The organism is Syntrophomonas curvata (genome assembly GCF_052976825.1).
The window spans coordinates 2,767,757-2,789,378 of the sequence record NZ_CM129641.1; the positions used below are offsets into that span (position 1 = coordinate 2,767,757).

Genomic DNA, 21,622 nt, shown 5'->3' on the forward strand with positions numbered 1-21,622 from the left:
GCTTTTTGTCACCCCCCGCATAGCAGGTGGTTTTTGTTTCGCCAGCCGTGCTGCTTATTCCGTTCTGCCTTCAGCCTGCCGCCAGCCGAGTATTGGGATTAAACCACCTGAGCCACGCTTTCGCGGCAGTATCTTTCACGCAACTTGGGTTTTTCGATTTTGCCGGTGGGGTTGCGCGGCACCTTATCGAAAATTACCATACGGGGCCTTTTGTAGCGGGGTAAAGCTTCGCAAAAAGTCAGTATAGCTTCTTCGCTGCTTTCCCGGTCGGGCTTGAGCTCTATTACCGCCACTGCAATTTCCCCCAGGCGCCGATCGGGCAGGCCAATCACTGCCGCATCTTTAATATCATCATGGCTGCGGAGGAATTCCTCGATTTCAACCGGGTAAATATTTTCTCCCCCGGATATAACCACGTCTTTTTTGCGGTCTACCAGGTAAATAAAACCATCTTTGTCCATGCGGGCCATATCTCCGGTAAAAAGCCAGCCGTTTTTAAGTACTGCCGCCGAAGCTTCCGGGTTGTTGTAATAACCCTTCATAACCCCGGGGCCTCTAACGGTCAGTTCCCCTACCTTGCCGCGGGGAACAGGCCTGCCCTGCTCATCCACAATTACCGCTTCCCAGTTAAAGCCGGGTACTCCAATGGCCCCCACTTTATGAATATTGTCGATTCCCAAATGCACACATCCGGGGCCGGTAGACTCGCTCAGACCGTAATTAGTGTCATAGAGCTGACTGGGAAAGTATTTCTTCCACCGCTGAATCAAACTGGGGGGAACCGGCTGAGCCCCGATATGCATTAAACGCCACTGTTTCAACTGGTAATCCTTCAGGTGCACTTCACCGCTCTCAATAGCATCCAGTATATCCTGGGCCCAGGGCACCAACAGCCATACTATGCTTACCTTTTCTTCCGATACCGCCTCCAGTATCCAGTCAGGCCTTACTCCGCGCAGGAGGACGGCCCGGGAGCCGACGATAAGGCTGCCAAACCAGTGCATCTTGGCTCCGGTGTGATAGAGGGGCGGAATGCACAGGAAGTTGTCCTCCCGGTTCTGCAGGTGATGGCGGCTTTCGGTAATACAGGCCGACACCAGATTGGAATGAGGATGAATAATTGCCTTGGGTGTGCCCGTGGTTCCAGACGTAAAGTAAAGAGCGGCATCGTCACTGTCACTGATAGCAATGCCCGGGTCATGAGTGGAAGATTCTTCTATCAAGCAGGCAAAGCTTTCAGCCTCGGCCGGGCAATTTTCACCGACGAAAATATAGCTCTTCACCTCGGATAAATGCTCCCTGACGGAATCAACCCGATCTATAAACTCGGGGCCATATACCAGTACCGAGGCTTCAGCGGTATCCAGGCATTTTTTGATTTCATCAGCCGTATAACGAAAATTAAGCGGGACTGCCAGAGCTCCGGTTTTAAGCACGCCAAAATAAACGGGCAGCCATTCCAGGCAATTCATCATCAACAGAGCTACTTTATCCCCTTTTTTGATTCCCCGAGCCAGCAATTCGTTGGCAAAGCTATTGGCCATCTCATCAAACTGCTTCCAGGTAATTTCCCGGCGTATTCCCACTCCCGGGTCGCGCTCGATCAAACTGATATCGTCACTAAAAGTCCTTGCATTGCGGGAAAGCATTTCTGTTATCGGCATAGGTATAAATCCTCCTTGCTGCTATAGGAACGGCTTTTGGGCTATATAAAACAAAAGGTTCAACTTCCCGCAGAAAAGTCGAACCCTGAAACATGCCATTATACTACCGTTCTCCCATCCTGCATTGTAATTTAAAACCGTAAAACCATACTACTAATATTATAACTATATGCTGCGAATTTTGGAATATATCATTTGCAAAAATCTTCTCTGAACCATCCCGCCCAAATCACTGCAAGTTATGGATTTTATGCCGCTGCCGCCCATAAACTCCCGGGAAGGAGGATACTCTATGCAAGACTCGCACCCTTGCTGCCTGGACGATCCTACTAAATAGAAAATCTGCGGGCATACTAATCGAGAAAGGAGGTGTGATAATGGATAGGAACCGCCAGGACAATCGCCGTGATGACCGGATTGAGAACAATCGCGATAATAACAACCGCAACGATAACCGCGACGACCGCATTGATAACAGCCGCAGCAATCGCAATGACAACCGCAACGACCGCATAGAGAACAGCGGCAGGAACAACCTGCGCAACGACCGCTAGATTTTAAAAACCAGCCTTTTAAAAACCTCCAGGTGGTAGCAAATCTACCACCTGGCTTAATTTTATATATTTCGGCCAATCCTTTAAGCAGCCCTTCCCAGGTATAGAACCCACATGCTGGCCGGGGCTAAATCCAAGCCATGATTTTTCTTAAAATAGCATAACTTAACTTTGACAGGTTTCAATAATTTAGTGTAAAAATGAACCAACTCATCTTATTATTCTCCGATTAATTACAGAAAGAAGGAAATTTATGAAGAAGTTATTTACCTTTATCTTAGTATTGGCAGTGGCTATCCTTCCCATACTGGTAAATCCAGAGCAAGCTCAAGCCAAAGACGTATACAGCAGTTTCTCCAAGTTGAGGAAACACCAGACAGCAGGCGACGACTACCGGATAACCCGCTATAACGGCCCATCCAAAACAGCTGTTATCGCCATCCATGGGGGAAAAATTGAAATCCATACCAGCGAACTCGCCTCTAAAGTTGCAAATCGGACAGGAAGCGATCTCTACACCTTTGAGGGAACCAAGGCCAGGCGCAATGGTATTTTACATATTACTTCCACCCGCTTCAACGAGCCGATAGCCCGCAATCTGGTTTCCCAATCCGATAAAACCTTGTCCATCCATGGCTGTAAAGGGAAACGGGCTGTAACCTATGTTGGCGGCCGAGACACCGACCTGGGAAAAAAAATGGCATCCAACCTCCGGGAGGCTGGCTTCAAAGTAGTCAAACCACCGAAACGCCTCGATGGCAAAAATCCTAAAAATATCTGCAATAAAAACGCTGCCGGCAAAGGGGTGCAACTGGAATTAACCCTGCCGCTCAGAAAACGGTTTTTCTCCGGCTCACAGCCAACCGACGCCTTTTATCGCTACGCCAATGCAGTGAGTAAAGCACTATTACAATAACCCGTGGCCAGGACAATGGGGTTGTTGATTTAAGCTTGGCTTCGGCCGGTAGTTTAAATCCCGTATAGCTGGAGAAGTATTGCCAGGTTATTTATCATTGCTTCTCCAGCCCTATTTTATTTACGGCTGTCAAACATTCGCTCATTCCCGAATTATTTTGAAGACTGCCCGAGCCTGTTCCAGGATGTGGCCAATGTCTGAATCTGTATGAGCTGTCGATAGCAGGACGGATTCAAACTGACTGGGGGCCCGGTAAACGCCCCGTTCCAACATTCCCCGATGATACCGGGCAAATTGTTCCTGCCCCGTACTCTTCGGTTAAACGCCGAACACCCGGTAAGAATCCATCTTCGGGCAATACCACCCCCATATTTCCCGCCACCGGTTCGAGAATCACACACGCGATTTCTTCCCCTTCGCGCTCAAAGATTTGTCTTAACCCTTCCAAATCATTAAAACGAGCGGAAATAGTAGTAGCCGCAATTGCAGTTGGAACACCGGGCGAGGTGGGAACACCCAGAGTCAGCGCACGCTCCCCGCTTTTATCAGAAGCTAGTCTGAGTGCCCATGGTAGCAGCCCTCAAACTTGACGATTTGGGCCTGCCAGTTACACCGCGGGCTAAACGTAAAGCACTCATGGTGGCCTCCGTTCCGGAGTTGACCATCTGGTTCCCTGCTCTGCAGTCCTTTTAATCGCCGCAAGGCATGTCCAACAATGATCGGCCCCCAGGAGCCAACCAGGTCGAGGTAACGGTTACCGTCGATATCCCAGATATAGGCACCTTCACCCCTGTTTATAAATACCGGATTGCGCCCAACGAGCCAAAGGCTCTTACCGGCGAATTTACGCCACCGGGAATAACTTTTTGGGCCCTGACAAAAGCCTGGCGGCTTTTTTCATCTGCCAAAGACAAGTGTATGCCCCCTTTCCAGTTGGTATTCTCAGACGCGAAACCAATTTATATTTTTATAATCCTGCTTCCTCTCTAAGCCAGCGGGCGACGTTCAGGGCATGATACGTTATCAGTAAATCTGCTCCGGCTCGTTTCATACCCACCAGAGATTCCATGACAATGCGCTTTTCGTCTATCCAGCCATTGGCTGCGGCCGCTTTCACCATCGCATATTCCCCGCTGACATTATAGGCGGCAACCGGAAGTTTGAACGCCTCTTTGGTGCGGTAAATTATATCTCCATAGGCCAGAGCCGGCTTGGCCAGGATAATATCGGCCCCTTCTTCAATATCCAGTCTAACCTCCAGCATCGCCTCGTTGCCGTTGGGAGGGTCCATTTGATAGGTCCTGCGGTCGCCGAATTGTGGGGCAGAGCCCGCTGCTTCCCGGAAAGGTCCGTAGAATCCAGAGGCATATTTGGCTGCATACGCCATAATGGGGATATGAGGATATCCTTCCTTATCCAACCGTTCCCTGATGGCAGCAATTCTCCCATCCATCATATCCGAAGGGGCAACCATATCCGCACCGGCACGCGCATGGGAAAGTGCGGTCCGGGCAAGCAATTCAAGGGACGGATCGTTCAGAATTTCACCGCTGCTTATCAGCCCGCAATGCCCGTGATCGGTATATTCGCACAGACATACATCGGTAATGACATATAGTTCAGGGAAATGCTTTTTGGCCAGGCGTACCGCCTCCTGAACAATCCCGTGCTCATGATAAGCCCCTGACCCCACACTATCCTTGCTCTCGGGAATTCCAAAGAGCAAGATTGACGGTATCCCCAATTCCACTACTTCCTGAAGCGCAAGAACAAATTCATCCAGGGAAAGATTGTAAACGCCGGGCATGGATGGAACCTCGATCTTATTCTTCTCACCCGGCATAACAAACATGGGGTAAATCAAATCTTCAACCCTTACATGGTTTTCCCGCACCATGCTCCGTATGGTTTCATTGGCCCGTAAGCGGCGTGGACGTCTTTTAAGCTCCATAATATGTGCCTCCTTCTTATCTTAAAATCACGCAAGCGGGAATCGGCCCTTAAGGCTATCCCCCACATGCGTTATTTTCCGGCCTACAGGAAAAACACCAGCAAGTATACTGTGGAAATAGCAATAGATACCAGCATCAGCGGAAAAGCCACCTTCATATAGCCCAGGAAGGTTATAGGATGCCCTTCCCGTGCAGACATGCCGGAAACTATTACATTGGCTGATGCACCTACAATGGTGCCGTTTCCACCCAGGCAGGCTCCCAGGGATAAAGCCCACCATAACGGGGCAATCGACATGTGACTGATTGCTCCAATTTCCTTGATCAGTGGAATAAAGGTAGCCACAAAGGGAATGTTATCCACAAAAGCCAAAGCTATGGCTGAGAACCACAGGATAAGAACAGTGGTAGCGGTCAGGTTGCCATGAGTAAGGGCTACCGCCTGCCGTGCCATGTTCTCAATTATGCCTACCTTTTCCAATCCTCCTACCAAGATAAAAAGACCGATGAAAAAGAACAAGGTTGTCCATTCAACCGTGTGCAGAATTTCGTCCGGGTCTTCCCGGGTCAAAAGCAATAATAAAGCAGTTCCGGCCAAGGCAACGGTGGCCGATTCCAGCCCCAGGTACTGGCGGGTGACAAAGCCGATAATCACCAGACCGATAACGCTCAGAGATTTCTTTAGTATTATGGTATCTTTTATAGCGTCAACAGGATTCAGGGACCTTATTTTTGCCTTGTTTTCTCCACTGGTTATAAGCTGGTCTTTATATATTATTTTAAGCAAAAATATAGTAACGGCAAATATTACGACTAGCCGGACCTGCATAGACAATCTTCTTGTCATCAATCAGCACCAGCGAATCCTGGACCGGGTCTTTTCCGGTACCGTCAATCAAAATTCCACCCTTTAGCGCTGATTTCATGTTTTCTCCTCCTTTATATTATTAACGTTTTGTAAACTTAAATGAAAATTGAGGACCTGCCATCCCCTTTGGTACACTGTTTTTGCAACAAAACATATGTACGCGGTGTATATGTCCACCCTGGGCAACCGCCCGGAGCTGTTCCCCGGTTCGGAGTATGTGGACAAGTACATCAATGATCCCCCGGAGGAATACGAGGTACCCCCGGCGCTGCCCTCGGATGAGACCTTTGCCGCCATTATCACGGAGGCGGAGAAGTATGTGGGCTATGACTACGGTGAGGACGAGGACTATGAGGCTGAAGGTGAGCCGGAGGACGATCTGGAGGATGAGGACGCATGAAGCATTTCACCCGCAATCCGCTGGAGCGGATGATGATGCAGACACCGAAACCGCAGCAGGAGCAGGAAATCCCCGCCGCCCCCAAAGGCCACCGCTGCTATGGCTGCGGGCGCTATGGGGAACCTTGCGTCCTGCCCTGCTATCGGGACAGGCTGCCGGATACGGCAGGGAAACGGGATGAGGCTGAATTGTAAATTTTTCAGGAAACGGACGATTTTGTTGACTAAATCGTACAATGTGGAGTATAATAATCATACAGCAAACTATGAAAGGAGATGCTTGTATGTCGATTACCGCAACAGAATTGAAAGCAAATCTTGGGAAATACCTGACCCTTGCAGCGTCTGAGGATGTTTACATCACCCGCAACGGGAAAGTAGTGGCGCGGCTTACCTCGCCGTTTCAGGACAAACTGAACACTGTGGATTCGTTGTTCGGGAGCATCCCCGCGACAATGACACTGGAAGAAGCCAGAGACGAGAGGTTAAGCAAAATATGAAAAAAGTTTTGATAGACACCTGTATCGTCATTGACTTTTTGCAAAAGCGGGAGCCTTTTGCGGACGATGCCCTGCGCTTTTTCCGTGCGGCGGCCAGCGAGCTGTTTGCAGGCTATATCACGGCAAAATCCGCCACCGACATCTACTACATTGACCACAAGGCTACTCACAGTGATGCGGAATCCAGAAAAAAGCTCCGTTCCCTGCTCACGATCATCAGTATGGCGGATAGCGCAGCCATTGATGTGTTCCAGGCATTGGCATCCGGGATCTCGGATTTTGAGGATGCGGTTATGGCTGAAACGGCAAAGCGCATAGGTGCTGACTGTATTGTAACGCGGAACATAAAAGACTATGACAAAGCTGCCGTTCCTGTATGTACCCCTGCTGAGTTTTTAGACGCCCTCTTTTCTTCCGATGAAGAATTAGAGTAGAGAACCAACCGACAACAAAATACAACCAAACGAAAAGCAGTCTGTTCAAAAAACAGGCTGCTTTTCCATTTTCAAAAGGAGACCAAAAAATGTATAGACTGATTGTTTGCGAGAAACCCTCCGTCGCCCAGAGCATTGCTGCCGCCCTTGGCGTGAAACAGCACCGGAAGGGATATTTGGAAGGCAAAGATGACCGGCCTCTACTCGGAAAAGACCGGCAAGGCAAACATCGCCTGCAAGGAGGCCATTGAGACGGCCATCTCGGAGCATTACCGCCTCGGCCCGGAGGCCGTCCGTCAGGTGGCGGAGCAGTTTGGATTTGACCGCACCCTCTACGTCCTCGCCAACACCGTCCGGCAGAAGGCGCATCTCCCGCGACAACAAGGCGTGGGCGACCACCATCCCGGTCTCTGAGGACAAGAACAGTTTCGGGGATGACCGAAGTTCTGCTTTTGTAGTAGACAGTCACCCCGGCCTGAGCGACCTGTTTGTGGCATCACAGTTCTGGCCGTTATTGGCATCATCCATGCCGCCAAGGGCGAAATGAAGCCGATCCCGTTTATCGGGAATATCAAACTGCTTAAATAAGTTCAAAGCTCTGTCATCAACTCAGAAAAGATAAAACGAGGAAGGAGGAATTACAATGGGACATCTTGTTTTGGCTATTGGATATTCACCGCAGGAATACGATGTAGAAAAAATTTATTGGCGTGAGTACGGCATCACATTTGATTTTGTGGATGAAGTAAATCTGGCTGTGCAAAAGCTGTTGGAGATAGAGTATGTTTGTATCACCATTAAGGCTGATAATATTTCGCAAGATAATATAGCTGCGCTCCGATCCGTCCGCGATGTCCCTATTCTCGTCCTCTCTCCGGCGGCCAGCATAGAGCAGCGGTACACCTGCGTTCATTTCAGCGCCATGCGGGACCTCCACCGGAAACCCAAAAACTGGATATTACAAGCTTGACCTCTTTAGCCAGAGAACCTCCCCCGTATTCGGATGGCAATAGCTCCCGGACATGTTTTCCGATCAGTGAACCAAGCGGTCGTTGCAAATGCCTTGCCGCCCATTTGTTTCCCGTTTTGACATGTAAGGACTTATCCAACAGCAGTAACCCTTCATTGGGTTTTCCCATAGTTTTGCCTCCCTAACAACAATTTTCGCTATGGTGAAAACGGTAGATGGCGGGGTTGTCTTGCACAGGGAAGCACACCTTTTTCAAGGTGCAAGTTTCCCCATATTTTTTGAACTTGGGAGCAATCTGTATTTTTATTCTGGCTAGCTGTATTGTGTACGGTTCATTCCCTATTAATTCTTTAATTCGACAATTTTCCTTAAAATCCCTTTTTAATATACTCCATATACACCACATGCTTGCGGATGATTATTTTCTTATTAACCCCCATCCCTGCAGCCCATGCACTTGTCACCGGGCACAGATATTGCAAAACACCTGAGTAGAAATATTATCCATTCCTTGAGCCATATATCAGGGCTCGCGCAGCAACAGGACAGATAAGAGGTGATGAGGGTTGGAACAGCATATTCCCGGCACAACTACTCCCGATTCATACAATACCGGTTTGCTTCTAGCGGTATAATACTCTATTGGGCGGCAACAGTTTCGGATTTATCGGTCTTACTCCCACGGGCTTTCTGCCGCCAAACCTTTTTGGCGTTTTCTGGCTCTGGCATTAGCTTCCATCAAAACCTTGTTTTCTCCCGACAGCATAAGGGTGTCGTTCACCTTAAGCACTGTTGTGCCAACCGGTGTGATCATCCTGCCATCCCGCCTTATCATTACGATCAATATCCCTGGCAAAAGATCCAGGTCCATTATGGCCTTATCCGCCATTGGGCTCCCCTCGGGGATGTTCAATTCCAATAAATCAGTTTGTATCTCACCTGAGTAATCCGTAAAGGTTTTCAATACGGTTTCTTCCGGTCCCACCAAACCAAGTTTGCGCGCTATAGGAGTAAACAGGGTTCCCTGGACTAAAACCGATACCAGGGCCACAAAAAATACTATGTTGAATATTTCGCCGGCAACCTCCAGCCCCGCTGTTAAAGGATAGGTCGCAAAAACGATGGAAGCAGCCCCGCGAAAACCTACCCAAGACACAAGTAATTGCTCCTTGAACGGTCTTTTAAAAAATGTAAGTATCAAAAATACCGCCAGAGGACGGGCAATAAAAGTAATAAAGGCCGCGGTACCCATTCCCGCAAGGGCTATACCGGCTAATTCCGAAGGAAAAACCAGCAAGCCCAGGGTGAGGAAGAGGAATATCTGCATCAGCCAGGATAATCCGTCAAAGTACCGAACCAGGCTTATTTTATATGCCAGTTTGCTGTTTCCCATTATCAGTCCGCTGATATAAACCGCCAGAAAGCCGTTTCCCGCCAGCAGACCGGCGCCTGCATAAGACAGCAGGGCAAGCCCAATAACAAGAATGGAATACAGGCCCTCAATATCCAGGTTAATATGATTTATAAGCCATACCGCGCCTTTGCCGACTAAAACACCCACCATAGCCCCGATGATTATCTGCCCCAAAAGCAATAGTCCTATATTCTGCCCGTCGCCGACTATAAGCCCCAGGAATATGGTAGTCAGCAAATAAGCCATCGGGTCATTGGAACCGCTTTCCATTTCCAGCAACGGCGCCAGGTTATTTTTAAGATTGAGCTTCTGCGACCGCAGGATGGAGAATACAGAAGCAGCATCGGTCGATGAGATAATCGAACCCAGCAGCATGCCTTCCAACCAGCTAAAGCCCAGTACCATATGGGCAAAAGCTCCTATAACAGCGGCAGTTACTGCAACCCCCAGGGTAGCCAGAATTCCGGCACTTAACGCAACCGGCCTCGCCGTCTTCCAATTGGTGTCGAATCCTCCGGAAAACATTATAAATAGAAGTCCTAAGTTGCAGACGCTTTTAGCCAGCTCTGAATTGTCAAAATAAATTCCGCCTGGGCCGTCAGAGCCCAATAGCATGCCGATAGTTAGAAAAATAAGAAGTGTGGGTATACCATAACGATACAAGACTTTGCTTGATAATGCACAGACCAGAAAAATTATTGCTGTAGTCAATAGTGCGCCCATCAATTCCTCCTTAAGCAGTATTATAGATGTTTTGCCAACCTTTATATAAATACTAATATATTTTAGCGGGTCAGGCTACCAGCTAATTTATGATAATTGGGACTGATTATGCTCAAGCAGGGGTGGAAGAATTTACACTCCTTCCTGCCTTTATCCGCTTTCCTTCAACCGCAAGACGCCCTTCTGTTATCGGAGCTAAATTATCGACTTTAATATCAAGAGATATAAGTCCGGCATTTTCTTCAACATCACAATAAACCGCCCAGTAAGCGGCAGTGTCGATCAGTGAGGAAAAAACACCGCCATGAATGCCTCCGAACGGGTTAAGGTGTTTTCTCTCCAGATCTACCATAACCTTGGAATAACCTAAGTCCAACTCACAAACCTCCATGGAGAGCAGTCGGAAGTAAGGCCCTTGGTTTACCAGATCAATAACGGATTTCATGTGCTCAGGATTTAGCCTTCGCATGCCAAAATTACCTCCTCATAGAATGAAATCAAATAAAGGGCCAAATAACGTTGAACGAACGTACGTTCTTATCGCCGATAATAACCATAGTCTACTGTTTCATTAATAAACCGGCAGACAATGTTTCATGGAAAGAAACAACCATCTCTATCATTTCCTCTTTGGTTATGGCCTTGAGAACAATCCATTTGTACAACAAGAATTTTTCCATGGCCAGAATGGAGTGCGCAACAGGAGGGATGGAGACATTTCTGAAGACGCCTTTTTTAATACCGTATTCAATATTCTTTGAGTAAAATTGAATCAGTCGATCTTCAAATTGTTGTAAGCATTGGTCAATAGGAGCACTTGTGCCGGTAACCCGACTATATATCTCCGATAAAGCTTCATTTTGAGCAAAAACATCCATAGTCAATTGCTTGGTCTCCACAAATCTCTTATACAGATCCTTCTCCACTGTGTAATATTGGCTTATACCCGTGATGATCTCCTCGGCAAAATCTTCAAGCAGTGCCTTCAGTATATCTTCCTTGTCAATGAAATAATTATAGAAAGTACCGGTCCCAACTTCTGACCGAAGGATAATGTCGCGAATTGACGTATTGAAATAACCCTTCTCAATGAAAAGATCAACCGAGCATTGCAGTAATCTCTGGCGTCTTTCTTTATTTTGCTTCTCTTTTGATAATGGCATCCCGCTTCCCCCGAGTGTACGTTCGTTCATTTCAATTTCATATTGCTTTGTAAAAAAAAGTAAATAAGCATTGGCTGACCGCGTCCAAAAGACTTCGGATTTTAAATTGACAACAGACAAGTTACTCTGTTTGTATAATATGCTTATTTGTTCCTCTGTCATTCCCAGCCAGCAGTTATTCATCCGGGATCCCGGCAAATGTTGTAGAAATATTTCATGACACCCACGACATTACTCAGGAGATTTCGAACGCGATTTCTGAATCCAATACTTACCTGACGGAAGCTGCAGCTAGGTTAAGCTTTTCTTTTGAACCAGACCTGGTTTAAATATTTCAGATTGATAGCCCCTCCCGACTAATCAAGAGGGGCTACGATTTTCAGTACGCATCTTAATTATTCAGTTTCCAACTTTATTATCAAGTCCGAGCTTTATTATTTCTTGACAACTTCTATCGGCAAAACTGCCTCCCTACTCTACCGTCACGCTCTTGGCGAGATTCCTGGGCTTATCGACGTCGGCGCCGCGGAAGACGGCCATGTAGTAGGCGAATATCTGCAGAGGTACTACTGAAACTACCGGGGCCAGCAGAGGGTTGACCCGGGGCAGGAGGATTTGCTCATCGCATTCCTGGCAGTCTTCCTGCAGGTTTTCTTTACATATCGCTACTACCACTGCGCCCCGCGCCTTTACTTCCTTTATATTGGACATGGCTTTATCCACCAGCTTATCCTGACTAATCAGAGCCAGAACGGGTACGCCCTCATCAATCAGAGCCAGGGGGCCGTGCTTAAGTTCTCCGGCAGCATAGGCCTCGGCATGCACATAGGATATTTCCTTAAGCTTCAAGGCCCCTTCCATGGCTACGGCATAGTCCATACCCCGCCCCAGGAAGAAAGTGCTCTGCACACTGCGGTACTTTTCGGCCAAGGCCTTGATTTTATCCTGCTCCTTTAACACCTGTTCCACCATGGTATCCATATAGAGCATATCGCGCACCATACCGGACAGTTTTACCGGATCATAACTATGCCTGATCTCAGCCAGGTAAAGGGCCAGCAGATACATGACCACCAGTTGTGTAGAGTAGGCTTTGGTGGAGGCTACAGCTATTTCGGGGCCGGCATGGGTGTATATGACCCGGTCGGCTTCGCGGGCTACCGCGCTCCCTACCACATTGGTCACAGCCAGCACCTTGATGCCGTTGCGTTTGGCTTCCCTCAGGGCAGCCAGGGTGTCGGCGGTTTCTCCTGACTGGCTGATGACTATCATTAAATCATCAGGCTGCCAGAGTACGTCCCGGTAGCGGAATTCGGAAGCGATGTCGGTTTCCACCGGGATACGGGCCAGTTTTTCGATAGCCAGGCGTCCCACCATGCCGGCATGGTAGGCGGTACCGCAGGCCACTATAAATATCTTGCGGGTGTTCTGGAACACTTCGTCAAATTGCAGGTCAGAAAAATCCACCCGGCCATCATGAATGCGCCCGCTCATAGTTTTGCGAACGGCTTCCGGCTGCTCGTGGATTTCCTTAAGCATGAAATGCTCATAGCCCCCTTTTTCTGCTGCTATCGGGTCCCAGTCCACGTCAAATACGCTCTTCTCCACCAGATTGCCGCTTAAGTCGGTGACTGTCACCTGCTCCGGAGTTACCACCACAAACTCATCGTCTTCCAGTATATATACCCTGGCGGTGCGCCCCAGTATAGCCGGAATGTCGGAAGCGATATAATTCTCCCCCTCACCCAGGCCAACTATCAGGGGGCTGTCTTTCTTGGCGGCAATAATGGTATGGGGTTCGTCGCGGCTGATTACGGCCAGGGCAAAAGAACCCTGCAAGCAGGATAACGCTTTCCTTACGGCTTGCTCCAAGGAGCCGTTATAGTATTTTTCTACCAGATGGGCTACTACTTCGGTATCGGTTTCAGAGACAAAATCATGCCCCTCCAGCATCAGGTCTTTACGCAGGTTGGCATAATTTTCAATAATGCCGTTATGAACCAAGGCAATGCGGCCCTGACAATCATAATGGGGATGGGCATTGTTGTCGCTGGGTATGCCGTGAGTAGCCCAGCGGGTATGTCCGATTCCCAGCGGGCTTTCCGGCAGTTCCCCCAAGGCAGTTACCATATCGGCCAGGCGCCCCTTTTTCTTGGTTATTTCCAATTTCCCTTCCTGGCAAACAGCAATGCCGGCAGAGTCGTAACCCCGGTATTCTAGTTTGGACAGTCCGTCTATAATTACCGGCGCAGCATTGCCCTTGCCGGTATATCCCATGATTCCACACATATTTGACCTCCGGTTATATAATTAGATGCAGGTTCCGCGGATTAGCAAATCTATAGCTGGGAGTTTTCGTCACGCGGTTAGAAAGGAATAATTCACCTTATACTGCATGTTCAACCATTTTCCACTTTGCAGGTTTTGTGCCGGGCATTGCTGTCCGGTTTTGTTAACTGCGCTAACGGCTGTGGCAGCCGGGGGGAACCCGCCGATGACTCGATAACCCCCTCCTCGTCACCCGGTTTTGCCGGGTCAGGCGCTTAAATAGCCTTGCATGGTCTTTCCCCTGATTTCACCTCCTTTTATTTATGTCGGCCGGTTAGCCTTGCATTCACCCCCCTTCCATGTGGTTAGTGCCTTCAGGTGTTAATCTCCTAACTTCTATACGCACATGCGCTATTTTACTATCAATTCTGGGCGGTGGCAATTGCCTTCTTAATGCTGTCAATAACTTCCTCCAGCAGGTAACGGTCGGAGCCCTGGGCCATGATTCTAACCAAAGGTTCAGTACCGGACGGCCTTACTACCAGCTTACCCCATTCACCCAGACGTCGTTCCGCCTCCTTAAGGGAAGCAACGACCAGTTCATGGCCCAGAATCTCATCTTTATTCTCCAGGCTGACATTAACCAGTAACTGAGGTTGTTTTTCCATTTCCCGGGCCAATTCGGACAGGCTTATGCCACTGCGCTTAAGCACTTCCGCCACTTTAATGGAGGTCAAGAGACCATCACCGGTAGTGGCATAGCGGGAAAAGATTATATGCCCGGATTGTTCTCCCCCCAGCAGCGAACCGGTTTCCTGCATCTTTTCCAGGACATAGCGATCCCCCACCTTGCAGCTTTCAATCCTGATATTCTCCCGCCTCAGTGCTATCTCCAAGCCAATATTGCTCATAACCGTAGCAACGATGCTGGGCGGGTCAAGTTTGCCCTGACGATACGCATCCAGGGCGCAAATCAGCATGATGTAGTCACCGTCAAGTTCATTGCCGCGCTCATCTACGATAATACAGCGGTCAGCATCGCCATCATAAGCTACGCCCAGATCAGCCTGTTGCTCGATCACTTCTTTACGCAAGGTATCTGTATAGGTAGAGCCGCAGCGTTCGTTAATATTTACACCATTGGGCTTATCATTTATGGCAATAACCCGCGCGCCCAGCCGATGCCACAGTTCTGGTCCTACATTATATGCAGCTCCATTGGCGCAGTCCATAACTACCCGGAGGCCATAGAGGTCTTCCTTCAGGCTGTAGCAGTCCGTAAGGTATCTCAGGTAGTTGTTTTCAGCTTCCTTTACGTCATAAACCCGCCCTACATCGGCACCCCGGGGACGGGTAAGCTCTCTGGTTCCACTCAGCACCAGCTGCTCGATCTCTGCCTCCACTTCATCGGGCAATTTATAGCCGCTGGGGCCAAAGAATTTAATGCCGTTATCGGCTACCGGATTATGGGACGCGGATATTACTATACCGCAGGAAGCTTGATAATAGCGGGTGAGATAAGCTATGGCCGGAGTAGGTATTATACCTACCTTGAGGACATCGGCTCCGGTAGAGCATATACCGGCTTGCAGGGCAGCTTCCAACATATCGCCGGATATGCGGGTATCTTTCCCCACCAATATCCGTGGGCGGGTGCCAGCCTCTTGCTTGGCCAGGGCATAACTTCCAGCCCGTCCCAGGTCAAATGCCATTTCGGGTGTCAGCTCAATATTAGCTGTTCCCCGTACTCCATCAGTTCCAAAAAGAATTCCCACAGTATTCTCCCTCCAGATTAAGCTTTTGTGTTTATCCGATTTATTTCAGATTCCGGGCGTTGGTAATACCGGAACCGCTCAGGGTAATTCTTTCTTCCGGTGGTTTATAGGCGGCGATTATTTTTTCCGCCACTTTCAGACCGTCAACCGCCGAACTCATTATACCACCAGCATAGCCCGCACCTTCACCGCAGGGATAGATATGGGCTGCGTTGACGGAGCAAAGGTTCTCATCTCTTACTATCCGCAGAGGCGCCGAAGTTCTGGTCTCTACCCCGGTGAGAACCGCCCGCCGGTCTATAAAGCCTTTCATTCTTCCCTCCCAGTAACGAATACCCCGCTTAAGTACCTGGCTTATCTCCCGGGGCAGCAGCTCTCCCAATCGGGCTGGGGTTACCCCTGGATTAAAGGTAGCCAGTGAGCTTTCCAGAGAAGTAGCCGCTCCCTCTTCCAAAAATTCGGTTAGATATTGGGCCGGAGCCCGGTAGCTGCTCCCTCCCAGCATAAATGCCTGATTTTCCAGCCTCTCCTGCAGTTGCATCCCCCCCAGGATACTGTTGCCCCAGTCACCCGGGCCGACAGTTACCACCAGAGCACTATTGGCTATCCCGGTATCACGGGCGAAGTAGCTCATGCCATTGGTCACTAGCTGATCTTCCTCGGAGGCTGCGCCTATTACGCAGCCGCCCGGACACATGCAAAAGGTATACATAGACCTGCCGCTGGCCCGGTCTTGATAAGTCAAATGGTAATCAGCCGCCCCTAGACAGGGGTGACCGGCATAGCTGCCATATTGAATGCGGTCTATCAACTCCTGCGGGTGCTCCACTCTGAGCCCTAGGGCAAAGGCTTTCGGTACCAGGCTAATTTCTTTTTTCAGCAATAAACGGTATACGTCACGGGCACTGTTGCCCACCGCCAAAATCAGCACTGAAACCGGAATCTCCAGTTCGTTATTTATTACTATGCTTTTTAGGCGCCTTTGGTTAATATTCATGTCTGTCATACAGGCATCGAAATAGAATTCGCCACCCATAGCTATTATAGCCTGCCGTATTTTTTTAACCACCTGCCGGATCACATCAGTTCCCACATGAGGCTTTTTTAAATAAAGAATCTCTTTATCGGCTCCGCAGTCTACGAATGTTTGCAGGACATAATCAATGCGGGCATCTTCAATACGGGTAGTCAGCTTGCCGTCGGAAAAGGTTCCTGCCCCCCCTTCCCCAAATTGGGTATTGGCCTCCGGATTGAGCAGGCCTTTACTCCAGAACTGCTCTACCGCTTTTACCCGGCGGTCCACGTCCTGACCTCGTTCGATAACCACCGGTTTATAGCCATTACGGGCCAGGCACAGGGCACAAAAAAGCCCGGCTGGACCAGAACCCACTACCAGCGGCGCATGGGGCAGGTTGGTGTTACCAGGCTGGGGGGGCTCCTGCTCTACAGGCTTTAGGAGCTTTGCAGCCGGGGATGCCAGGATATCAGGCCCGATGTTTATCCCCGACCTTAATTCCAAATCCAGGGTATAGCTGAAGTATGCTGCCTGGCGCCGGGCGTCTACCGCCTTGCGAACCAGACTGAAGTTCACTATGTCCCCGGCCTTAATGCCTAATCTGCGGGCTGCAGCCAGGCAAAGCTCAGCATCATTATGTTCCAGGGGTAGTCTGACGTCGCGTACGCGAATCCTCATTTTGATCGCCCTCTTCTGCTGGTATTTTTTCTATGCTGACTTCAACCAATACCTGGGCTGGATATACCTTCGCCCCTGACGGAATCTGCAAGGCCACCTCCTGGCTGAAGGACTGTTTTTTACCTGCCAGGTCTATTTCGGCAGTAACGAGCTCGCCCTGCTCGGCAGGCAGTTCCTGTTTGCTGATTATGCTGGCCTTAACTGGTTCGATAGCTACTTCCTTTACCCGGTAGCCTTCCGCTACAATACCCTTAAACTGCGCCTTAACCATCAATTCTCTACTGGTCATTTTCTGACTGACAGCAGTATGAACTATAACTGTTTCCGGGACTATGCGGAGGCCTTCATTGATTGCATTGCCTTTGGCATCACGAGCCTGGGGGCGAAGCCGCAAGGAGTCAACCCCAGTGCTGTTGGCAAGGTCGACCGGACAAACCACCCGGCTTACCCGACTTAAAATATTATCTTCCCCGCTTACGATGCATTTGTCAGGGGTTATTACCGTGTCCAGCAGTTCGTAGCCAGCGGGCGGCTCGCCGTTTATCTGGTATTCCACCCTGAATTCACGCTGCTGCGGCCGAGTCAAAACCACCTCAACTTCTTTAGGATTTACCCGGGTAAACATGGCTCCCGGAACCGGCTCCAAGTTGACCGGTACCAGGTGGGTACCGGCGCTCAATCCGCCCAAGTCCACATAAGCCATAACGTTGCTGCTTCCCCCGTAGTTACCCCACATGGTTACACTTACCTTCTGCGGAGCTTGTTTTACACTGAGACCATCTCCCAGGTGTACGTACTGCAGATCAGCCTGCACCGTATTCTGACGGGGCGTATTTCCACCTTGGTTGCCTATATAAATCCATAGTAAAACAGCCAGGATTACCGATATCAGCTTAAGTCCGACTGTACTTTTCTTTTTGGGATTCGCGGCTTTCACTGGGACCACCTCCTGAACAGGGATTCAGTTGATCGGCCACCGGTTAGCAGCTCTTGCATTAGTAATTCTTTGAGGCTGTCCCCATCCAGGTAACGCTGAAGCTGTCCTTCCCGGGACATGGAAATGGTCCCCGTTTCCTCAGAGACAATGACCACTAAAGCGTCTGATACTTCAGTTATGCCCAAGGCCGCGCGGTGGCGGGTGCCTAGTTCCTTGTCCAAAGCAGGATTATCACTTAGGGGCAGAAAGCATGCGGCCCGGTCTACCCGTCCCTCGCTGATAACTACCGCCCCGTCATGCAGGGGAGTGTTGGGAACAAAAATATTAACCAGCAACCCGGACGATACCAGAGCATCCATTTTAACCCCGCTTTCCAGGTATTCCGCGATACCCGTCTCCCGGGTCAGCACTATCAGCGCCCCCACCCGGTTACGTGAGAGTATGCGGGCAGCTTCACTTACTTCGGTAATAATATTTTCATACTCTTCCATCAGGGATAGGTGGCGGCGGGAAGTAAAGAAGCTGCCCCGCCCCAATTGCTCCAGGAAACGCCTGATCTCTGGCTGAAAAACAATAGGCAGGGTGATAGCAAAAAGAATCCATAGTTTTTCCACCAGCCAGTTAACCATGTCCAGCTTGAGATAGCTGGCTATAACGGTAAAAACCAGCAATAAGACCAGACCCTTAAGCAGTTGTTCCGCCCGGGTTCCTCTGATCAAACCCAGTAAACGGTAGAATACATAGGCTACTATTCCGATATCCATTAAACTGCGAATAATGTCCCAGGGGCTGGCAAAAACGCCCGATAAGAACGAAAAATCCAAGCTCTCTATCCTCCCGAAGTGCAGTTTGATACAATACAATTGTTTAGTAATAGTATACTATTATCCGCTATAGGCTAAAAAGTGAGCTTTTACGGCTTCAACATAAGATTAGAGTGATCTGCCACGGTAGTGCAGCACTAATAAAAGGCCATCTTGCACTCTGATGACACCCCGCTTTTCTCTTAGTACATTGGATATGGCATAGGGATTCCATTTTTCCAGGATAACATTCTCTAAGGGGTATTCAAAACCTTCCTCATATACCCCTCGGGCCATATCACTCAGCGCCAGTACTGATACTTTATCTCCGATTTCTCCTTCGACTGTAAATTCCGTGTTGACCAGATAAGCCGAGCAGTCTGATGAGTAATGCCATATTTTCTTGCCTCTTAGAGCCAGCTCGGCCCCGCAATAAAGGTTGGAGAGCGTATGATCCAGCCTTTTGCCCAGCGACCCGACGAAGATTATCTCGCTTGCCCCCAGTTCCTCCGCCAGTTCCAGAATAAGCTGGGTGTCAGTAAAGTCTTTACGTTGCGGATATTTTTTAAAAGGTATTTTATGCCCTTCATAGTATGCTCGCACCTGAGGTTTTATAGAGTCCATATCCCCTACTATGTAGGCAGGCAACACCCCCATCTGGTAAGCATAGTTTGCGCCCCCGTCGGCACACAGGATAATGTCCGCTTCATCCAGCAGCCAGCGGTAATTCTGAATATCGCCATAATCCCCATTAGCCATAATAATACATTTCATATGCAAATCACCTATTCTATTGTTTATACGCAAGTACCACGCTTATTAATTCTACCAGAAAGCAAAAAAAACTAATAGCAAACCAGCCATTCATAGCCCTTTCCCCAATAGTCCGCCAGGAGACAGGATTATAGCTGTGATTATTTTCCCTTAATGTCGGCCAAAAAACTCTGGAGAGCTGTATAATATGGACATGTAAAATCTTTTTCGACTTTATCTCAGTAAATTGACAAAAAAAATCACGTTAATTATAATGCTATTAGTTTTATTGTAGCAAAGGAGGGAACACAATGGCCTACGTTATTACCGATGAATGCATTTCTTGCGGTGTATGTGCAGATGAATGCCCGGTTGGGGCAATTACCGAGGGTGAGGAAAAGTACGAGATCGACCCCGAACTGTGCACAGACTGTGGCTCCTGTGCCGATGTCTGTCCGGTAGAAGCACCTATACCCGCTGAATAATATTCTTTATAATAGAATATCGGCAAAGAAGCCCCCTTACGGGGCTTTTTTCTTTAGGCTGTTTAGTTTTGGGTACACATAACCACCCGGTTACGCCCTTCGTTCTTGGCCTGATAAAGGGCATCATCAGCTTGCTTAATTAATTCGTCCGAGCTTTTGGGCTGACCCGGCAGCATTGAGGCAACGCCAAAGCTGGCGGTAACACTAACAAAGCTCTTTTGACCGGGCAGGAATACTTTCCGGCATTCTATGGAGGAACGCATGCGTTCGGCAATTTGACAGGTGCTCCATTTATCTGCGCCGGGTAAACACAGGATAAACTCTTCGCCGCCATATCGGCCGGAGAAATCGTAAACCCGGCAGCATTTGACCAAGGCAGTCGATAATTCCTGCAAGACCAAGTCCCCGACCTGATGCCCGTATTTATCATTGACCTGTTTAAAATGGTCTATATCCATAATAATGATACCCAAGTGGGACCTTTCCCGTTGGCAGCGGTTTAGTTCCCGGGTCATGCGCTCCAAAAAAGCACGCCGGTTCAATAAGCCGGTCAGGTAGTCGGTACTGGCTAAACGCAGAATATTCTGTTCCAGTTCTATAATTCTCCGCCCTATCTTTAATCTTAACTTTAACTCCTCATAGTTGAAGGGTTTTATTACATAGTCATCTGCACCTGATTCCAGGCCTTTTATAATATCCTCTCGCTTGTTTTTCGCGGTAAGGAGTATAACGTAGACGTAATTTGCTAAATTCAGAGCCCGCAACCTGCTGCATATCTCAACCCCGTCCATTCCGGGCATCATCCAGTCCAGAACGGCCATATTGGGACGATCCGCCCTTTCCAGAATAGCCCAGGCTTCTTTACCGTTTTGGGCTACCACCATATCATATCCCCATTCAAGCAGGGCATCTTGCAGTATCTTTCTGGAAAGTGCATCATCATCGGCGATGAGAACCTTCATTAACTCAGCTCCTTACCCACGTTTACTTCTCATTTTTCGCTTAACTCTCCATGATAAAGGACTGGAGTCTCAAGTTGTTAGGAGTTAAGTCCGTAATTAATATTATTGTTTTATAATACTACAATGTGCGCCTATATTATTAACCTTTTTTGTTATTTTATTGTTATTATTCAGTCTTGGGGAAAGCCTATGCGGAACCAGGCAGGATCTAAGTTCAAATGAAGCGAGAACAATATCAGGAAAGGGGCTGCATAATGCTGTAACCGGAGGGGATCGGAGTGTCTCCAGGCGCGTGGTCTTACTTGCCGGATAAACAGCCCCGCGCATCAGTGACTAAGCCGCAAATCAAAGAGTCTCCTACAAACCCTGTCCAGGCTTAGCTGGACAAA

The 21,622-nt window shown here is 48.9% G+C and carries 23 protein-coding genes and 2 pseudogenes; 10 read left to right on the forward strand and 15 right to left on the reverse strand.

Annotated features, from left to right (window positions below; all coding sequences use genetic code 11):
• Positions 1-98: 98 nt before the first annotated feature.
• Positions 99-1,664 carry a class I adenylate-forming enzyme family protein gene (locus ACU70B_RS12690; RefSeq protein ID WP_447183887.1) on the reverse strand — a complete coding sequence of 522 codons (1,566 nt, stop codon included), beginning with the start codon at positions 1,662-1,664 and terminating at the stop codon, positions 99-101.
• A 377-nt stretch (positions 1,665-2,041) separates the two neighbouring features.
• Here ACU70B_RS12690 and ACU70B_RS12695 point away from each other — a divergent pair, with 377 nt between their 5' ends.
• Both ACU70B_RS12695 and ACU70B_RS12700 read left to right on the forward strand, forming a co-directional pair.
• A complete protein-coding gene (locus ACU70B_RS12695; RefSeq protein ID WP_447183888.1) occupies positions 2,042-2,218 on the forward strand; it encodes a hypothetical protein in 177 nt (58 codons plus the stop codon).
• Between the two features lie 253 nt (positions 2,219-2,471).
• Positions 2,472-3,134, forward strand: a complete 663-nt coding sequence (locus tag ACU70B_RS12700; protein WP_447183889.1) for a poly-gamma-glutamate hydrolase family protein — start codon at positions 2,472-2,474, stop codon at positions 3,132-3,134.
• Between the two features lie 301 nt (positions 3,135-3,435).
• Here the strand turns inward: ACU70B_RS12700 and ACU70B_RS12705 are convergent.
• From ACU70B_RS12705 to ACU70B_RS12720, 4 genes and pseudogenes are all read right to left on the reverse strand, one after another.
• Positions 3,436-4,048: pseudogene (locus tag ACU70B_RS12705) on the reverse strand (aminotransferase class III-fold pyridoxal phosphate-dependent enzyme); the annotation flags it as partial.
• A gap of 53 nt (positions 4,049-4,101) precedes the next feature.
• Positions 4,102-5,085, reverse strand: a complete 984-nt coding sequence (gene hemB, locus ACU70B_RS12710; protein ID WP_447183890.1) for a porphobilinogen synthase — start codon at positions 5,083-5,085, stop codon at positions 4,102-4,104.
• A gap of 83 nt (positions 5,086-5,168) precedes the next feature.
• Positions 5,169-5,915 (reverse strand): SLC13 family permease, encoded by a 747-nt coding sequence (locus ACU70B_RS12715; RefSeq protein ID WP_447183891.1) that lies wholly within the window; start codon positions 5,913-5,915, stop codon positions 5,169-5,171.
• Positions 5,866-6,012, reverse strand: coding sequence for a hypothetical protein (locus ACU70B_RS12720; RefSeq protein ID WP_447183892.1), 147 nt, complete (start codon positions 6,010-6,012; stop codon positions 5,866-5,868). Before ACU70B_RS12720 ends, ACU70B_RS12715 begins: the two co-directional genes overlap by 50 nt.
• Before the next feature lie 105 nt (positions 6,013-6,117).
• Between ACU70B_RS12720 and ACU70B_RS12725 the strand changes: the two genes are divergently transcribed.
• The 7 genes and pseudogenes from ACU70B_RS12725 to ACU70B_RS12755 all read left to right on the forward strand — a co-directional run bounded on the left by ACU70B_RS12725 (position 6,118) and on the right by ACU70B_RS12755 (position 8,257).
• Entirely contained in the window at positions 6,118-6,354 is a 237-nt protein-coding gene (locus ACU70B_RS12725; protein WP_447183893.1) for a hypothetical protein, read from the forward strand.
• Positions 6,351-6,548, forward strand: a complete 198-nt coding sequence (locus ACU70B_RS12730; protein WP_447183894.1) for a hypothetical protein — start codon at positions 6,351-6,353, stop codon at positions 6,546-6,548. Before ACU70B_RS12725 ends, ACU70B_RS12730 begins: the two co-directional genes overlap by 4 nt.
• Before the next feature lie 89 nt (positions 6,549-6,637).
• On the forward strand, positions 6,638-6,853 hold the full coding sequence (locus ACU70B_RS12735; protein WP_447183895.1) for a type II toxin-antitoxin system Phd/YefM family antitoxin: 216 nt from the start codon (positions 6,638-6,640) through the stop codon (positions 6,851-6,853).
• On the forward strand, positions 6,850-7,287 hold the full coding sequence (locus ACU70B_RS12740; RefSeq protein ID WP_447183896.1) for a PIN domain-containing protein: 438 nt from the start codon (positions 6,850-6,852) through the stop codon (positions 7,285-7,287). Before ACU70B_RS12735 ends, ACU70B_RS12740 begins: the two co-directional genes overlap by 4 nt.
• A gap of 89 nt (positions 7,288-7,376) precedes the next feature.
• Positions 7,377-7,538 (forward strand): hypothetical protein, encoded by a 162-nt coding sequence (locus tag ACU70B_RS12745; RefSeq protein ID WP_447185796.1) that lies wholly within the window; start codon positions 7,377-7,379, stop codon positions 7,536-7,538.
• Positions 7,477-7,834: pseudogene (locus ACU70B_RS12750) on the forward strand (DUF3849 domain-containing protein). Before ACU70B_RS12745 ends, ACU70B_RS12750 begins: the two are co-directional and overlap by 62 nt.
• Before the next feature lie 96 nt (positions 7,835-7,930).
• Positions 7,931-8,257, forward strand: a complete 327-nt coding sequence (locus ACU70B_RS12755; RefSeq protein ID WP_447183897.1) for a hypothetical protein — start codon at positions 7,931-7,933, stop codon at positions 8,255-8,257.
• Between the two features lie 673 nt (positions 8,258-8,930).
• Here ACU70B_RS12755 and ACU70B_RS12760 read toward each other — a convergent pair.
• The 9 genes from ACU70B_RS12760 to ACU70B_RS12800 all read right to left on the reverse strand — a co-directional run bounded on the left by ACU70B_RS12760 (position 8,931) and on the right by ACU70B_RS12800 (position 19,807).
• Positions 8,931-10,394, reverse strand: coding sequence for a potassium/proton antiporter (locus tag ACU70B_RS12760; protein ID WP_447183898.1), 1,464 nt, complete (start codon positions 10,392-10,394; stop codon positions 8,931-8,933).
• Positions 10,395-10,506: 112 nt separating this feature from the next.
• Positions 10,507-10,863, reverse strand: a complete 357-nt coding sequence (locus ACU70B_RS12765) for a PaaI family thioesterase (protein WP_447183899.1) — start codon at positions 10,861-10,863, stop codon at positions 10,507-10,509.
• A gap of 91 nt (positions 10,864-10,954) precedes the next feature.
• Positions 10,955-11,740 (reverse strand): TetR/AcrR family transcriptional regulator, encoded by a 786-nt coding sequence (locus ACU70B_RS12770; protein ID WP_447183900.1) that lies wholly within the window; start codon positions 11,738-11,740, stop codon positions 10,955-10,957.
• A gap of 288 nt (positions 11,741-12,028) precedes the next feature.
• Entirely contained in the window at positions 12,029-13,846 is a 1,818-nt protein-coding gene (gene glmS / locus ACU70B_RS12775; RefSeq protein ID WP_447183901.1) for a glutamine--fructose-6-phosphate transaminase (isomerizing), read from the reverse strand.
• 401 nt (positions 13,847-14,247) lie between these two features.
• Entirely contained in the window at positions 14,248-15,600 is a 1,353-nt protein-coding gene (gene glmM, locus ACU70B_RS12780; RefSeq protein WP_447183902.1) for a phosphoglucosamine mutase, read from the reverse strand.
• A gap of 40 nt (positions 15,601-15,640) precedes the next feature.
• Positions 15,641-17,293, reverse strand: coding sequence for an NAD(P)/FAD-dependent oxidoreductase (locus ACU70B_RS12785; protein WP_447183903.1), 1,653 nt, complete (start codon positions 17,291-17,293; stop codon positions 15,641-15,643).
• Positions 17,250-18,230, reverse strand: a complete 981-nt coding sequence (locus tag ACU70B_RS12790) for a CdaR family protein (protein ID WP_447183904.1) — start codon at positions 18,228-18,230, stop codon at positions 17,250-17,252. Before ACU70B_RS12790 ends, ACU70B_RS12785 begins: the two co-directional genes overlap by 44 nt.
• Entirely contained in the window at positions 18,227-19,054 is an 828-nt protein-coding gene (cdaA, locus tag ACU70B_RS12795; protein WP_447183905.1) for a diadenylate cyclase CdaA, read from the reverse strand. Before cdaA ends, ACU70B_RS12790 begins: the two co-directional genes overlap by 4 nt.
• Before the next feature lie 108 nt (positions 19,055-19,162).
• The gene (locus ACU70B_RS12800; RefSeq protein WP_447183906.1) at positions 19,163-19,807 is read right to left on the reverse strand and encodes a thiamine diphosphokinase; all 645 of its coding nucleotides are present in this window, start codon (positions 19,805-19,807) and stop codon (positions 19,163-19,165) included.
• 290 nt (positions 19,808-20,097) lie between these two features.
• On the opposite strand from ACU70B_RS12800, the gene fdxA reads away from it, so the two are divergent.
• A complete protein-coding gene (gene fdxA / locus ACU70B_RS12805) occupies positions 20,098-20,271 on the forward strand; it encodes a 4Fe-4S ferredoxin (RefSeq protein ID WP_447183907.1) in 174 nt (57 codons plus the stop codon).
• 62 nt (positions 20,272-20,333) lie between these two features.
• On the opposite strand, the gene ACU70B_RS12810 is transcribed toward fdxA, so the two are convergent.
• Positions 20,334-21,233 (reverse strand): GGDEF domain-containing protein, encoded by a 900-nt coding sequence (locus ACU70B_RS12810; protein WP_447183908.1) that lies wholly within the window; start codon positions 21,231-21,233, stop codon positions 20,334-20,336.
• Positions 21,234-21,622: the final 389 nt, after the last annotated feature.